The organism is Peribacillus sp. NPDC046944 (assembly GCF_050272735.1).
Classification (GTDB): Bacteria; Bacillota; Bacilli; order Bacillales; family DSM-1321; genus Peribacillus.
The window spans coordinates 409261-424386 of sequence record NZ_JBNNML010000003.1 but is presented as its reverse complement, the minus strand read 5'-3'; the positions used below and the strand labels follow the sequence as shown (position 1 = coordinate 424386).

General features: G+C 42.6%; 13 protein-coding genes and 1 other annotated feature. Of the genes, 10 read left to right on the top strand and 3 right to left on the bottom strand.

Annotated features, from left to right (window positions below):
* Positions 1 to 21 precede the first annotated feature (21 nt).
* Positions 22 to 231 (bottom strand): small acid-soluble spore protein SspI, encoded by a 210-nt coding sequence (gene sspI, locus ACQKIC_RS07705; RefSeq protein WP_427590612.1) that lies wholly within the window; start codon positions 229 to 231, stop codon positions 22 to 24.
* 123 nt (positions 232 to 354) lie between these two features.
* On the opposite strand from sspI, the gene ACQKIC_RS07700 reads away from it, so the two are divergent.
* The 3 genes from ACQKIC_RS07700 to pheT all read left to right on the top strand — a co-directional run bounded on the left by ACQKIC_RS07700 (position 355) and on the right by pheT (position 4944).
* Positions 355 to 1113, top strand: coding sequence for a TrmH family RNA methyltransferase (locus ACQKIC_RS07700; protein WP_427590611.1), 759 nt, complete (start codon positions 355 to 357; stop codon positions 1111 to 1113).
* Between the two features lie 44 nt (positions 1114 to 1157).
* Positions 1158 to 1400 (top strand) — a binding site (T-box leader).
* Positions 1401 to 1460: 60 nt separating this feature from the next.
* A complete protein-coding gene (gene pheS / locus ACQKIC_RS07695) occupies positions 1461 to 2501 on the top strand; it encodes a phenylalanine--tRNA ligase subunit alpha (protein WP_427590978.1) in 1041 nt (346 codons plus the stop codon).
* 28 nt (positions 2502 to 2529) lie between these two features.
* On the top strand, positions 2530 to 4944 hold the full coding sequence (gene pheT, locus ACQKIC_RS07690) for a phenylalanine--tRNA ligase subunit beta (RefSeq protein WP_427590610.1): 2415 nt from the start codon (positions 2530 to 2532) through the stop codon (positions 4942 to 4944).
* Positions 4945 to 5101: 157 nt separating this feature from the next.
* Here pheT and ACQKIC_RS07685 read toward each other — a convergent pair whose 3' ends face one another.
* Together ACQKIC_RS07685 and rnhC are read right to left on the bottom strand one after the other, a co-directional pair.
* The gene (locus ACQKIC_RS07685) at positions 5102 to 5305 is read right to left on the bottom strand and encodes a TOBE domain-containing protein (RefSeq protein ID WP_427590609.1); all 204 of its coding nucleotides are present in this window, start codon (positions 5303 to 5305) and stop codon (positions 5102 to 5104) included.
* Positions 5306 to 5421: 116 nt separating this feature from the next.
* Positions 5422 to 6381 carry a ribonuclease HIII gene (gene rnhC, locus ACQKIC_RS07680; protein WP_427590608.1) on the bottom strand — a complete coding sequence of 320 codons (960 nt, stop codon included), beginning with the start codon at positions 6379 to 6381 and terminating at the stop codon, positions 5422 to 5424.
* 173 nt (positions 6382 to 6554) lie between these two features.
* Here rnhC and zapA point away from each other — a divergent pair, with 173 nt between their 5' ends.
* The 7 genes from zapA to ACQKIC_RS07645 all read left to right on the top strand — a co-directional run bounded on the left by zapA (position 6555) and on the right by ACQKIC_RS07645 (position 15123).
* A complete protein-coding gene (zapA, locus tag ACQKIC_RS07675; RefSeq protein WP_402874495.1) occupies positions 6555 to 6815 on the top strand; it encodes a cell division protein ZapA in 261 nt (86 codons plus the stop codon).
* 4 nt (positions 6816 to 6819) lie between these two features.
* Positions 6820 to 7353: a CvpA family protein gene (locus ACQKIC_RS07670; protein ID WP_427590606.1), complete on the top strand. Its 534-nt coding sequence runs from the start codon at positions 6820 to 6822 to the stop codon at positions 7351 to 7353.
* Between the two features lie 213 nt (positions 7354 to 7566).
* A complete protein-coding gene (polX, locus tag ACQKIC_RS07665; protein ID WP_427590605.1) occupies positions 7567 to 9285 on the top strand; it encodes a DNA polymerase/3'-5' exonuclease PolX in 1719 nt (572 codons plus the stop codon).
* 32 nt (positions 9286 to 9317) lie between these two features.
* Positions 9318 to 11672: an endonuclease MutS2 gene (locus ACQKIC_RS07660; protein ID WP_402874504.1), complete on the top strand. Its 2355-nt coding sequence runs from the start codon at positions 9318 to 9320 to the stop codon at positions 11670 to 11672.
* A gap of 65 nt (positions 11673 to 11737) precedes the next feature.
* Positions 11738 to 12145: a DUF350 domain-containing protein gene (locus ACQKIC_RS07655; protein ID WP_402874507.1), complete on the top strand. Its 408-nt coding sequence runs from the start codon at positions 11738 to 11740 to the stop codon at positions 12143 to 12145.
* Positions 12146 to 12340: 195 nt separating this feature from the next.
* Positions 12341 to 13093: a GNAT family N-acetyltransferase gene (locus ACQKIC_RS07650; RefSeq protein ID WP_427590604.1), complete on the top strand. Its 753-nt coding sequence runs from the start codon at positions 12341 to 12343 to the stop codon at positions 13091 to 13093.
* 362 nt (positions 13094 to 13455) lie between these two features.
* Entirely contained in the window at positions 13456 to 15123 is a 1668-nt protein-coding gene (locus ACQKIC_RS07645) for a propanediol/glycerol family dehydratase large subunit (protein ID WP_402986547.1), read from the top strand.
* Positions 15124 to 15126: the final 3 nt, after the last annotated feature.

The following is a 15126-nucleotide window of genomic DNA, read 5'->3' as shown; positions in this document are numbered from 1 at the left end:
AATAACAGCCGTGGATGGCTGTTATTTTTTTAATCCATTTTCAAGAGCCGTAATCATTTCCTGCTTTTCCTGTTCGGATGAATTTTCCCAGATGACTTCGAATAATACGCCAAGACCTGGTAGCATTTTTTCCTCACCATTTTGAATCGCATCGACTATCGTATCCTCTAGCTGTTCTTGCGTATTTCCGGATACATTCTGAATAATGGCATTGCGTAAATTTAAATTCATGATTTTTCCTCCTCTAACACATAATGACTCACATAACTAGCATTTCACAAACAGGCATTCAATATGTATACGAATTACGTTATAATAGGATAATTAGCGTGAAATATTAAAGGAGCGTTTACCTTGAAATATATTGAGTCTGTAAAAAACCCTCAGGTGAAGCAGTGGAAAAAATTATTGACCAAAAAAGAACGGGATAAAACCGGTACGTATTTAGTAGAAGGTTTTCATCTTGTTGAAGAAGCATTGAAGGCAGAAATCGTCATGGAAGTAATCGTAAATGAAGAAACAGAAATGCCGGCCCATTTTTCGCTTGAAGGCACGGATGTCATCTATGTGAAAACTGATATCATGAAGGCGATTTGCGATACGGAGAGCCCACAAGGAATAGCCGCTGTCTGTGAACAGAAAACCATGAGCATGTCTTCCATCAATCCGGACAAACTACTGTTGATCGATGCGGTGCAAGATCCAGGCAATATCGGCACGATGATCCGGACAGCTGATGCAGCCGGAATCGATGCTGTCATTCTAGGAGAAGGGTGTGCCGATTTGTATAATCCGAAAGTGGTCCGTTCCACGCAGGGAAGCCTGTTTCATATGCCGGTGGTTAAAGGGAATCTTTCCGAGATCATTGATGAACTGAAGCAACAAGGCATGCCGGTTTATGGCACGGCCTTAGAAGGTGGCTTGCCCTTTGAAGAGGTGGAAAGGTCTTCGCGATTTGCACTGCTCGTCGGTAATGAAGGCCAAGGAGTTTCCAAGGAATTATTGGCGAAAACGACGAAAAACCTTTATATTCCGATTTACGGGAAAAGTGAATCACTGAATGTCGGGATCGCGGCCGGTATTTTAATGTACTATTTAAGAAAATCAATTTGAAACGGCCGTTCATTTATAATATAATGAAACAGAATTTTATAATGAAAACAACAATGACAAAGAGTAGTAACTTAAGACATCCATAACCAGGGAAAAAATGCCGTGACTGAAAGCATTTTTATGGCACTGCTTAAGGGAATTCACCTTTCGAGTTGGCATTGGGAAGACAGAGTGTCTGAAAAATGTTCCGGTGAAGAGCCGTTATTTTTTATGAGTGAGTGCTTCATGCTTTTTAGCAGATAGCACTAATAAGGGTGGTACCGCGATACATAAACCTCGTCCCTTTCTGGGAGTGGGGTTTTTTTGTGTTCATTTTTACAAAAGGAAAACTAAAGGAGGAAGACATGATGCAGGAACGTTTACTAGAACTGCAGGAAGAAGCGTTGCAAAAAGTTGCCGCAGCTTCCGAACTAAAAGAACTGAATGAAGTCCGTGTTGCTTATTTAGGGAAAAAAGGGCCGATTACAGAGGTATTACGCGGAATGGGGAAATTATCAGCTGAGGAACGTCCGAAAATCGGAGCGCTAGCTAATGAGGTCCGTGGAGCCATCGCGTCGAAAATCGAGGAAAAACAAGCGGCATTAGAAACAGCTGCCGTTAATAAGAAGCTTGCAACAGAAACGATTGACGTGACATTACCAGGCCGTCCGGTTAAGAAAGGAAATCTTCATCCGTTAACACGGGTCGTCGAGGAAATTGAAGACCTATTCATCGGTATGGGATACACAGTGGCTGAAGGTCCTGAAGTCGAAACGGACTATTACAACTTTGAGGCATTGAACTTGCCGAAGAGCCATCCAGCACGTGATATGCAAGATTCATTCTACATAACGGATGAGATTTTGATGCGTACCCACACGTCTCCAGTACAAGCAAGAACGATGGAAAAACATAAAGGCCAAGGTCCGGTTAAAATCATTTGTCCAGGTAAAGTGTATCGTCGTGATAATGATGACGCAACGCACTCGCATCAATTCCAGCAAATTGAAGGCTTGGTCATCGATGAAAACATCAGCATGAGCGACCTGAAAGGAACACTTGATGTATTTGCTAAGAAAGTATTCGGCCAAGACCGGGAAATCCGTCTTCGTCCAAGTTTCTTCCCTTTCACGGAGCCATCAGTAGAGGTGGATATCTCATGTAAAATCTGTGGCGGTAAAGGTTGTAATGTATGTAAACAAACAGGATGGATCGAAGTGCTGGGTGGAGGAATCGTTCATCCGAATGTCCTTGAAATGGCTGGATTCGATTCGAAGAAATACTCCGGATTCGCTTTTGGAATCGGTGTAGAACGGATCGCGATGCTAAAATACGGCGTGGATGATATCCGTAACTTCTATACAAACGATGTTCGTTTCTTAAAACAATTCCATCATCATGAAGCATAAATTTTAATTTTAAAGAGGAGGACCTACCATGTTTGTATCATATAAATGGTTGCAGGAATATGTAGACCTTTCCGGCATCAATGCAACTGAGCTTGCGGATAAAATCACGAAGAGCGGCATTGAGGTTGAAGGGGTAGAAAAGAAAAGTGAAGGGCTTAAAGGGATTGTCATCGGACACGTACTAGAACGCGAACAGCATCCGAATGCCGATAAACTGAATAAATGCCTGGTTGATATTGGAGCGGAGGCCCCTGTACAAATCGTCTGTGGAGCCCCGAACGTGGATAAAGGCCAAAAAGTAGCCGTAGCGACTGTTGGCGCTGTACTTCCAGGTAACTTTAAAATCAAGAAAGCCAAGCTTCGTGGAGAAGAATCTCACGGAATGATTTGCTCGCTTCAAGAATTAGGTTTCGAATCCAAGATTGTATCCAAAGATTATGCAACAGGCATTTTTGTATTCCCTAATGATGTGGAAGTTGGCAAAGATGCACTAGAAGAGCTTGGTTTAAGCGATGAAGTGCTGGAACTTGGTTTAACGCCAAACCGTTCAGATGCTTTAAGCATGCTGGGTGTTGCTTATGAAGTCGGAGCCATTCTTGGTCGTGATGTGAAATGGCCAGTCATCGAAAAAGAAGAAGCAACGGAAAAAGCCACTGATTATATTAACATCAAAGTGGAAGCAAAAGAAGATAATCCATTATACATCGCTAAAATCATCAAGGACGTAAAAGTAGGTCCATCTCCACTTTGGATGCAGACCCGCCTTATGTCAGCAGGCATTCGTCCGCATAACAACGTGGTCGATATTACGAATTACATTTTACTTGAATATGGTCAGCCACTACATGCCTTTGATTATGATCGTTTGGGTTCAAAGGAAATTGTCATCCGTAAAGCGAACGAAGCAGAAAAGATCGTTACTTTGGATGAAACGGAACGTACATTATCGCCAGATCATCTGGTCATCACGAACGGTACCGAGCCAGTTGCGATTGCAGGAGTAATGGGTGGGGCAAATTCAGAAGTGAAGAATGATACAACGACCGTCATTATCGAAAGTGCTTATTTTGCCGGGACGGTTGTACGTAAAGCTTCGAAAGATCACGGGTTACGTAGTGAAGCAAGTGCCCGTTTTGAAAAGGGTGTCGATCCAGCTCGCGTGCGTGAAGCTGGAGAACGTGCAGCTCAATTGATTGCACAATATGCAGGCGGAACGATTCTACAAGGAACGGCAGAGGTTGATGAACTGACAATGGAGCCGGCTGTCATTAGCATTACCCTTGAAAAAATCAATACGCTTCTTGGCACGGATATGTCTGTCTCTGAAGTGGAATCCATTTTCAAACGTCTTCAATTTGGAGTGGCTCTGGACAATGAAACGTTCACGATCACCGTTCCTACACGCCGTGGAGATATTACGATTGAAGCGGATTTAGTGGAAGAAGCTGCCCGTCTTTACGGATATGACAACATTCCAGCAACATTGCCGGTTGGTGCCGCGACTCCTGGCCAATTGACGGATTATCAAATGAAACGTCGTAAAGTCCGCCGTACCCTTGAAGGAGCAGGACTGTATCAAGCGGTTACGTATTCGTTGACAAGCGAGGACAAAGCGGCTCAATTTGCATTGAACGCCCGTGATTCCATCCGTTTGGCCATGCCGATGAGTGAAGAACGGAGCCAGTTGCGTTTAAGCATCGTTCCACAATTATTAGAAGTCGTGAAATATAATAATGCTCGCCAGCTTGACTCACTTGCTCTATATGAAATTGGTTCTGTCTTCTTCAAAAAAGACAATCAAGAGCTTCCTGAAGAGAAGGAGCATGTAGCTGGAGTTATTACAGGGTTATGGGAATCTCAACCTTGGCAAGGCGAAAAGAAATCGGTTGATTTCTATGTAGCAAAAGGCGTGATCGAAGCAATTTTCGATACGCTGGGGTTAACTGATCAAATCAGCTATCGCCAAGCAGAAATCAAAGATATGCATCCAGGACGGACAGCGGAAGTACTATTACATGGTGAAGTAATCGGCTTCATCGGCCAAGTGCATCCAACCGTTCAGAAGGATTTGGATATAAAGGAAACATACATCTTCGAACTTTCATTCAAAGCTATGGCTGAAGCGGAAGTGGCGCCGATTGCGTATCAAACGATCCCACGCTATCCATCGACCACACGCGATATCGCGTTAGTAGTCGAGCAAGCAGCGAAAGCCGGCGACATCCAAAATATTATTTTGGAAGCGGGTGGCAAGTTATTGAAAGAAGTCAGTATCTTTGACTTATACGAAGGCGAAAAAATGGAAGAAGGCAAGAAATCCATCGCTTTCTCATTGAAATACTTCGATCCGGAACGTACATTGACGGACGAGGATATCACCAAAGCGCATGAAAAAGTGCTTGCAGCGGTTAAAGAAAAAGCCGGAGCAGAATTACGAGGATAAGATCGCATCAAAAAAGGCAGCCTCCTGACATTTCAGGAGGCTGTTTTTCTGGGTGTAACGCCTTCGTTTGATAGCATGCAAATTTAAAAGAAGACTCTCACTTACTTCTCTAGAATTAGAAAGGTGGGTGAGAGTCTTCTATTAGGATATATATCAGTTACTTGGCAATCATGATGGAACTTGCTTTGATGATTGCTGTTGCCTGATCATCCACTTTTAGATCCAATGATTCTGCAGAAGCCGTTGTAATGCTGGATACGATGTCTACACCATTGATACTCATGGTTATTTCCGTTGAAATAGGTCCTGTTTTAACTTCAGTGATTCTTCCACTTAATTGGTTTCTTGCTGATAATTGCATGAAGACCGCCTCCTAATAATATGTACTTTCTTATAGTCGACAAGATCTTCTGAATTCATTCATCTTACTATCATAAGAAGCTAGCCCAAAGGCATTTACGTTTCCGATTCCCGTTCTCATTTCCCGTATTTCTTGTGATATATTTTTTTTGCTTTTTCCGTATTGGCAAAATGTGTTTTCGTAAAGTCATTCAAGGCGTCGATCCCTTTTTCATGGATTAAGCGTGCCGCTGCCTCGTCGACGGCAAAGCCTGCTCCTTTGGGGATTCTAAAACCGGCCTTTTCGCTCAATAGGTCAAAGCGTTTCACAAATGCGTAACGAGCCAGAATCGAAGCGGCGGCAACGGAAAGATGAATGCCTTCCGCTTTCGTGCATAAATAGGTAGCGTTAGCCTGAAAGGGCTCCTGGCCTTTCAAATAATTGAAAAATACATTTGGCTGGGCGAATTGGTCTATCAGGACCGCCTCCGCTTGCTCTGGCTGTATTTTTTGAATAAGGTGCTTGATGGCTTGATTATGGAGGAGTGCTTTAATCTTTCCTTGAGACATCCCTTTTGCCTGAAGCATATTGTATTTCGGATTATCACACGTCAACAGGCTAAATGGGACAACATCCTTGATTTGTTTAGCAATTTCGATGATTTGTGGATCTTTCAGGTTTTTTGAATCTTGAACACCGAGTTCTTTCAATAAAAGTAGCTGTTCTTTTTTTGCATAGGCAGCAACGACGGTAATGGGGCCAAAATAATCGCCGGTCCCGACTTCATCGGAACCAATAACCGACATCGTGGCAATGTTGGCCGGCGGTAAATAACGATGAACTTTGACTGTGGAAGTGGATGAAGAGTTCGGTTTCTTCTTCGGTGCTACTGCATCCTTTTGCCATTTTGCAGCTTCCAATTCTGCATTTTTTCCCTGAAACAGGACCTTTCCGGATTTATAACCGGTTACGGTACAGAGCGGGGGCTTGGCTGAAAATATACTCCCAGGTGGAAGCTTTGCAACTGAGCTATTCATATAATGGGCTTTCATTGCTTGGATTTGGACAGGACTTGTAAGTAATACAACATGGGACATAATTAATGGACTCCTCGCTCAATTTGATTTATTAAGGGATCATTCATACTAAAGGAATTTATAACTGACAAATTATTGCAATTTTTATGCGAGAAATGACGATGTACTCTCTTTCATGACGAAAAAGTTCATGATATGATAGAAATAGGATTGTTTAGATTGGAGGCATCATTTTGTCAGACGATAAACGAAATAAAACGACAGTTGACATATACGGACAACCATATACAATCGTCGGTACGGAAAGCGCGAGTCATATGCGCCTAGTTGCTTCGATGGTCGACGAGAAAATGAGAGAAATCAGTATGAAAAACCCACATTTGGATACGAGTAAGCTTGCGGTACTGACCGCAGTGAACACGATCCACGAATATATTAAATTAAAAGATGAACTGGACCAGCTTCAACTGGAATTAAAGAGAGAGAAGGACTGAGTACATGCTTGATTTAGCAATTCTGGCCATTCTTTTAATCGGTGTATTAATCGGTTTGAAGCGTGGCTTTATTTTACAACTGGTTCATATGACAGGTTTTATCGTAGCCTTCATTATTGCCTATGTCTTCTATGGGGATCTTGCCCCCAACTTGAAAATGTGGATTCCATTCCCTTCCATAGGTGATTCTTCGACGCTTAATATGTTTTTCGAATCGGTTGGGCTTGAGACGGCTTATTACAATGCCATCGCCTTTGCCATCGTGTTCTTTGCCACTAAGATTCTTTGGCAAATGATTGGATCAATGCTCAATTTCATCACCTACCTGCCGATCCTAAAACAGTTGAATCGTTGGGGAGGCGCGATATTGGGATTTGCCGAAGTCTATCTTATCATGTTTATTATATTATACATAGGTGCCTTGCTGCCAATGGATTCCATCCAGGAACCGCTTACCGGCTCCTTCCTGGCAGAATCAATCGTGAAACATACTCCGTTCCTATCCGAACAGGTGGAAGACCTTTGGTTTAATAAGTAAATTCATAAGCGCATTAAATTGGGGTCCATTACCTTTCAAAGTTGTAAACCGTCATCTTTGGAAGGGCGGGCCCTTTTCTGTGGATCAGCCTGGGATTACCTAATCGTTGATTCGTATAAGTAATAATCGAACGGCTTGTACTTTGGCGTTAAGAAAGGTATCTTTAAGAAAGTATCCAAGGGAGTTTCCCTACTAATTTTGGTGGTGAAAAAAATGACAATCAATAAAAAAGATATTATAAAATTATTAGAAAAGATAGCCATATACATGGAACTTAAAGGAGAAAATCCGTTTAAAGTATCGGCTTTCCGCAAGGCGGCTGGTGCATTGGAAACCGATGACCGGAGTCTAACGGCCATCGATGACTTTACGGCGTTGAATGGCATCGGGAAAGGGACGGCATCCGTCATTGAAGAATTTATCAATGAAGGGAAGTCGACCGTTCTTGAAGAGCTTCAGGAGCAGGTGCCGAAGGGCTTGATACCGCTTTTACAACTTCAGGGATTAGGCGGTAAAAAAATCGCCAAGCTACACAAAGAATTACATATTAATGATGTGAATGACCTTAAACTGGCATGTGTGGAGGGGCGTGTCGCGGCTCTGACCGGTTTCGGTAAAAAAACAGAAGAAAAGATCTTATCAGCCATTGCCGAGGCTGGATCAAGGCCTGACCGTCTTCCACTTGCTTTCATGAGACCGATTGCTGACGATATCGAAATGGCGATTGGCAATATGGAGCATATCACGCGCTCATCAAGAGCCGGCAGTATGCGAAGAATGAGGGAAACGGTTAAAGATCTTGATTTCATCATATCCACGGACCACCCCGAAGAGGTGAAGGAACAGCTTCTTTCATTGCCTGGCATTAAGCATGTCATTGCCGCAGGTGATACAAAGGTTTCGGTCGTCCTTGATTATGAATATGATATTTCTGTCGATTTCCGGATCGTTCAGGATAAAGAGTTCACCACGACTCTTCACCATTTCACCGGTTCGAAGGATCATAATGTCCGTATGCGCCAGTTGGCTAAAGAACGGGGAGAAAAGATAAGTGAATATGGCGTGGAGGTAGCTGAAACGGGAGAAATTCTGACCTTCGAAACAGAAGAGCAATTTTACAATCATTTCGGCATACCGCTCATTCCACCCGAATTACGTGAAGATGGGACGGAAGTGGAACAGTACAATGAAAGTGAACCGCTTATAACGGTAGAAGATATTCAGGGTGACCTGCATATGCATACCACTTGGAGCGATGGTGCTTATTCGATTGAAGAAATGGTTGAAGCATGCCGGGCCAAGGGCTATAAATATATGGCCATCACTGACCATTCACAATACTTGAAAGTGGCGAATGGCTTGACTGCAGAGCGGTTGCGCGAACAAAAACAGATCATTCATGACATTAATGAAAAATATGATGATTTTACGGTCCTATCAGGAATCGAAATGGATATCCTTCCAGATGGAACCCTTGATTACGATGATGAATTGCTGGCAGAGATGGACTTGGTCATCGCCTCCATCCACTCGAGCTTTTCTCAGCCCCGGGAAACGATCATGGAACGATTAAAAACGGCATTGAATAACCCGCATGTCGATATTATTGCCCATCCGACAGGAAGAATCATCGGCAGACGAACCGGATATGATGTCGATATGGATATGCTAATTGAACTGGCACGCGAGACGAATACGGCACTTGAGTTGAATGCAAACCCGAACCGTTTGGACTTGGCTCCGCCTCATCTACGTAAAGCGCAAGAAGCGGGCGTGACGGTTGTGATCAATACTGATGCCCATAGTATTGATATGCTTGAACATATGCCGGTTGGCGTATCTTCTGCTAAAAAAGGATGGATTAAAAAAACAACGGTTCTTAACGCGATGGATACGGATGGTTTATTGACGTTTTTAAAGAGAAATGACTAATTATTTACTCACTGAGGAGGAGTCTTAACTCCATGCATAATAAAGCTTTAAAGACATTGGAATTTGATAAAATTAGAGAACAATTGGTTTCCCATGCTTCGTCTGCAATCGGGAAGGAGAAGGCACAGCAATTAATGCCTTCCACCGACTTCGAGGAAGTATCGAGATGGCAGGATGAAACGGATGAGGCGGCTAAAATTGTCCGGTTAAAAGGTAATCTTCCATTGGGAGGGATATTCGATATCCGCCTGCAGGCTAAAAGGGCGCAAATCGGTGGCATGTTATCCCCGATGGAATTGATGGAAACGGCTAGCACCATTCGTGCTGGTCGGATCCTGACTCGATTTTTCGAAGAAATCGCGGAACAGGAGATTGAAGTTCCGCTATTGGCTGAGTTTATCGATTCGCTTCATCCCCTGATTGATTTGCAACAGGAAATTACCTATGCTATTAGCGAACATGGGGAAGTGATGGATTCGGCAAGTGATAAGCTGCGCACGCTTCGTAACCAGATTCGCACGAATGAAAGCAGGGTTCGTGAAAAACTCGAAAGCATGATTCGTTCTTCGAATGCAACGAAAATGTTGTCAGATGCCATCATTACGATTCGAAATGACCGCTTTGTCATTCCTGTAAAACAGGAATACCGTAGTGTGTATGGTGGAATCATCCATGACCAATCTTCATCAGGACAAACCCTGTTCATTGAACCACAGGTGATTGTCCAATTGAATAATGTCCTTCAGGAAACACGTGTGAAGGAAACACAGGAAATCGAACGCATTTTGGTCGAGATTTCCGAAAAAGTAGGCGAGTTCACTCCAGAACTATTCCATAACGTCAAGGTGCTTGCCCATGTGGATTTCCTTGTTGCAAAGGCAAAATACGCCAAAGCGATAAAAGGGTCGAAACCACGTTTGAACAATGAAGGCCGCGTGAAACTATTCAAGGCGAAACACCCGCTTATTCCAGCGGATGTAGTCGTTGCCAATGATATCTTCCTTGGAGAAGATTTTACGACGATTGTCATCACCGGACCGAATACAGGAGGTAAGACGGTAACACTCAAAACAATAGGCATTTGTACGTTAATGGCCCAGGCAGGTCTGCAAATCCCTGCTCTTGATGGTTCTGAAACGGCCGTATTCTCCTCCATCTATGCAGATATCGGGGATGAACAGTCAATCGAACAAAGCTTGAGTACGTTCTCTTCCCATATGGTCAATATTGTCGATATATTAAAGAATGTCGACCATGAAAGCCTTGTATTGTTCGACGAACTTGGAGCGGGAACCGATCCTCAAGAAGGTGCCGCATTGGCGATCTCCATATTGGATGAAGTCTACAAGCGTGGTGCGCGCGTGATTGCCACCACTCACTATCCTGAGCTGAAAGCCTATGGGTATGACCGTGAAGGCGTCATTAATGCAAGCGTCGAATTCAACGTCGAGACTTTGAGCCCAACCTATAAGCTCCTTATCGGTGTTCCTGGTCGGAGTAATGCATTTGAAATTTCCAAGCGTCTTGGTTTGGAAGAGAGCGTCATTAGCAATGCCCGTAGCCATATTGGCGAGGATACGAATAAAGTCGAGAATATGATAGCTTCTCTTGAAGATAGCCGTAAGAAGGCAGAAGAAGAGGAACTAGAAGCAGCCGAGCTTCTAAAACAAGCCGACATTCTGCACAAGGATCTTCAAAAGCAAATGGAACAGTATAATGAAGAACGAGATGCGATGGGTGAAAAAGCGGCCAAAGAAGCAGAGGCAATCGTTGAACAAGCGAAAAAAGAAGCGGAAGCGATTATTGCTGACTTGCGCCAACTCCGTTTTGAAAAGCATGCCGATGTAAAAGAGCACGAACTGATCGATGCGAAAAAACGGCTGGAAGAAGCAGCGCCAAAAGTGAAGAAGTCAACAAAAAAAGCAGCTAAGCCTTTGGATAAAACTCTGAAACCTGGAGATGAAGTGAAGGTTGTAAGCTTTGGACAAAAAGGTAGTCTGATTGAAAAAGTCTCAAATAATGAATGGCAGGTACAAATTGGCATCATGAAAATGAAGGTGAAAGAGTCCGACCTTGAATTCATTAAAACGACAAAGGCGAAAGAAACGAAGCCGTTAACCACGATCAAAGGAAGAGATTATCATGTTAGCCTGGAGCTAGACCTTCGTGGGGAACGATATGAAAGTGCATTGTCGAGGGTCGAAAAGTATGTGGATGATGCATTGTTGGCAGGATATTCCCGTGTGTCCATCATTCATGGTAAGGGGACGGGTGCGCTCCGGTCCGGGGTTCAAGAATATTTGAAGAATCACAGATCAGTCAAGAAAATCCGTTTCGGGGAAGCTGGAGAAGGCGGAACTGGTGTGACGGTCGTAGAATTTAAATAAAGGAAAGTGGCCATTCAGGCACGCTGCTTAGCAGGAATGGCCGAATACCGTTAGGGAGTTGTCTCATGGAGAACATATGGGAAAATGAGTATGTGTATATAGCAGCCAGATATAGTGTCGTTATATTATGCATAATTGTTTTTTTAGCCGTTTTTGAACTTGTCACCAAGTACAAAAACTGGGAGGAAATCAAACAGGGGAATTTATCTGTCGCGATGGCCACCGGGGGCAAGATTTTTGGAATCGCCTATGTGTTTCAACAGTCCATTCTCCATCAGAACTCGCTACTTACAATGATAGGCTGGGGTGTATACGGTTTTATCCTGCTACTCATCGGTTATTTTATTTTTGAATTTATGACCCCGGGATTTAAAATAGATGAAGAGATACAAAAAGATAATCGGGCAGTGGGATTTCTTGCGATGATCATTTCAATCGCCCTATCCTTTGTCATCGGCGCTGGAATATCTTAATGTCCTGCATGAGAGGGAGAAAACTGTGGAGAAGCTTGCAAAAGTTTTAATTATTTGTTGCGGAATTTTTTTTCTGCTCGGAATCATCTATATGGTATTCTTGACCTGAAAAGAAGCGGCCGTTGCGTCGCTTCTTTATTTGGGTTCTTTTTTTATATAATTATTTACGAAGCCTAGTACATGGAGGAAGAAATAATGGTTCAGCCTAAACTGATAAGGAAAATTGAAGAGCTATCAATGAACGCTTTGCCGGCATTGCAAACGCAGTTGTGTGATGGGTGGGTTTTACGCTTTGCCGATGGGTATACCAAAAGGGCAAATTCGGTAAATCCCCTTTATCCTTCTTATGAAGATGTGAATAGAAAAATAGAATCTAGTGAAAAAGCTTTCTTGGAAAGGAACATCCAGGTGTCTTATAAAATCACTCCACTGGCTAGTCCGGACGATTTAGACGATACCCTTGAAGCCTTGAATTATAGTATCGAAAGTAGGACCAGTGTGCAAGCTTTGTCATTAGCACATATGGAAGTACCGAGTGGAACCAATGTGCTCATATATAACGAGATGCCAGAAGCGCGGTTTGCAGATTTTTGTAGATTAAATAACATACACAAAAGAAATCAGCCCATTTTCAGTAAGGTGCTGGAACAAATCATTCCAACTACATGTTTTATCTTTTTGACGGATGAAAAGGAGAAAACGCTAGCATGTGGACTCGGTGTTCTGGAGGATGAATACATAGGTCTATTTAATATCGCCACCGAGGAGGCCTACCGAAACCGGGGCTATGGAACGAAACTCGTTACAAATCTCCTGTATTGGGGAAAGGAGAATGGAGCGAATAACGCCTATCTCCAAGTGGTGTTAATGAATGAACCTGCACGGAAGCTTTATGCAACATTAGGTTTTAAAGAACTCTATCGATATTGGTTTAGAGTTAGAAATTAAATGTGTAGGAGTAGAGATACTCCTTTTTTGTTTACTCAGATATAAAAATGAATGTCAACGTTTCTAAGATACGTTTGTTCTTTCCCCAGAGTATAAGTCTTAGTTGGTAATTGATAAATAGCCAAAAGCATAAAAAATGCTAATGAATGTAAAATGCGTCTAGATACATTTATTATTCTGAAAATTATAATAAATTATATGAAATAAAATTTAGGGGGATGGTGTCAAAAATAAGTTGTTGAATAGTAGATTACTTAAAGTTGCATATTGGAGGCTTTATGATTATCCAAAAAGATTGGCCTTTAGAAGTCTTTCGTTTATGAAAGCATAATATAAATAATCATAGAAAGAGGGTATCGCTTATGCAACGCTCAAAACGATTTGAGATTTTAGAAGAAAGACCGGTCAATAAAGATGGATTCGTAAAAGAATGGCCTGAAATGGGGTTTGTTGCCATGTCAAGTCCTAATGATCCCAAGCCGTCTATTAAGATAAAAAATGGCCAAATAATAGAGTTGGATGGAAAAAAACGAGAAGATTTTGATATGTTAGATCAATTTATTGCAGATTACACAATCGATTCAAGCTTAACTGAACAGGTCATGGCTCTTGATTCTTTGGAGATTGCTAAGAAACTTGTAGATATAAACGTTTCAAGGTCAGAGATTGTCAAATTGTCAAAAGGGCTCACTCCCGCAAAAGTACTAGAAGTACTCAATCATATGAATGTGGTTGAAATGATGATGGCTTTACAAAAAATGAGAGCAAGGAAAACACCGTCTAACCAATGCCATGTGACCAATGTACGCGATAATCCTGTATTAATGGCAGCAGATGCTGCAGAAGCGGGTCTCTACGGATTTGATGAACAAGAGACAACCGTTGGTGTTGCCCGTTACGCACCCTTTAATGCATTAGCCTTACTAGTGGGGTCCCAAACGGCAAGGAATGGAATTTTAACGCAAGATTCCTTAGAAGAAGCAACTGAACTTCGCTTAGCGATGCTGGGAATGACTTCCTATGCGGAAACTGTTTCAATTTATGGTACGGAATCTGTTTTTATGGATGGAGATGACACGCCATGGTCGAAATCATTTTTAGCTTCAGCCTATGCTTCACGTGGGGCTAAAATGCGTTTTACATCAGGTACTGGCTCTGAGGTGCAAATGGCGGGAGCAGAAGGGAAATCCATGCTTTATTTAGAGATTCGATGTGTGATGATGGCAAAAGGGGCAGGCGTTCAAGGGTTGCAAAATGGATCAATCAGCTGTATTGGCATACCAGCCTCCGTACCAAGCGGAATCCGGGCCGTCTTAGCAGAAAACTTAGCTACTACATTATTTGATATGGAAGTAGCTTCGGGAAATGACCAAACCTTTTCTCATTCGGAAATTCGACGTAGTGCTAAAATGCTATGTCAAATGCTTCCTGGTACGGATTTCATTTTTGCTGGATTCTCGGCTGTACCAAATAACGAAGATATGTTTGCAGGATCTAATATGGATTCAAGCGATTTGGACGATTACTTAATTATCCAACGAGATATGATGGTGGACGGTGGATTAAAACCAGTGGATGAAGAAAGCCTTATCAAAGTGCGTTATGAAGCTGCTAAAGCATTACAGGTTATTTTTGAAGAACTGGGCTTCCCAGTGATTACAGATGAAGAGGTAGAGGCAGCCACATATGCTAACAGCAGTGAAGATATGCCACAACGAAATGTAGTCGAAGATTTAAAGGCTGCGGAACGGATTTTAAGAGATGGGATTTCTGGTTTCGATGTGGCTCTCATCCTGGCCAAGCGTGGTTATCGACAAACAGCTGAACGAATTTTCAATATGTTGAAACATAGGGTAGCTGGTGATTATTTGCATACATCTGCCATTATTAATAAAGACAATGTGGTTATAAGTGCGGTGAATGATGAAAACGATTACATGGGACCCGGGACTGGTTATCGACTTAGTCCGGAAAGATGGGATGAAATAAAAGATATTCGTCAAGCCATTAGTCCGCAAGATTTTGATTAAGGA

Excerpts from the sequence above, each read along its gene's own strand:
- polX (WP_427590605.1), top strand. The coding sequence starts at position 7,567 with ATGACAATCAATAAAAAAGATATTATAAAATTATTAGAAAAGATAGCC.
- sspI (WP_427590612.1), bottom strand. The coding sequence starts at position 231 with ATGAATTTAAATTTACGCAATGCCATTATTCAGAATGTATCCGGAAAT.
- pheT (WP_427590610.1), top strand. The coding sequence starts at position 2,530 with ATGTTTGTATCATATAAATGGTTGCAGGAATATGTAGACCTTTCCGGC.
- ACQKIC_RS07655 (WP_402874507.1), top strand. The coding sequence starts at position 11,738 with ATGGAGAACATATGGGAAAATGAGTATGTGTATATAGCAGCCAGATAT.
- rnhC (WP_427590608.1), bottom strand. The coding sequence starts at position 6,381 with ATGTCCCATGTTGTATTACTTACAAGTCCTGTCCAAATCCAAGCAATG.
- ACQKIC_RS07670 (WP_427590606.1), top strand. The coding sequence starts at position 6,820 with ATGCTTGATTTAGCAATTCTGGCCATTCTTTTAATCGGTGTATTAATC.
- ACQKIC_RS07650 (WP_427590604.1), top strand. The coding sequence starts at position 12,341 with ATGGTTCAGCCTAAACTGATAAGGAAAATTGAAGAGCTATCAATGAAC.
- ACQKIC_RS07660 (WP_402874504.1), top strand. The coding sequence starts at position 9,318 with ATGCATAATAAAGCTTTAAAGACATTGGAATTTGATAAAATTAGAGAA.
- ACQKIC_RS07645 (WP_402986547.1), top strand. The coding sequence starts at position 13,456 with ATGCAACGCTCAAAACGATTTGAGATTTTAGAAGAAAGACCGGTCAAT.
- pheS (WP_427590978.1), top strand. The coding sequence starts at position 1,461 with ATGCAGGAACGTTTACTAGAACTGCAGGAAGAAGCGTTGCAAAAAGTT.
- ACQKIC_RS07685 (WP_427590609.1), bottom strand. The coding sequence starts at position 5,305 with ATGCAATTATCAGCAAGAAACCAATTAAGTGGAAGAATCACTGAAGTT.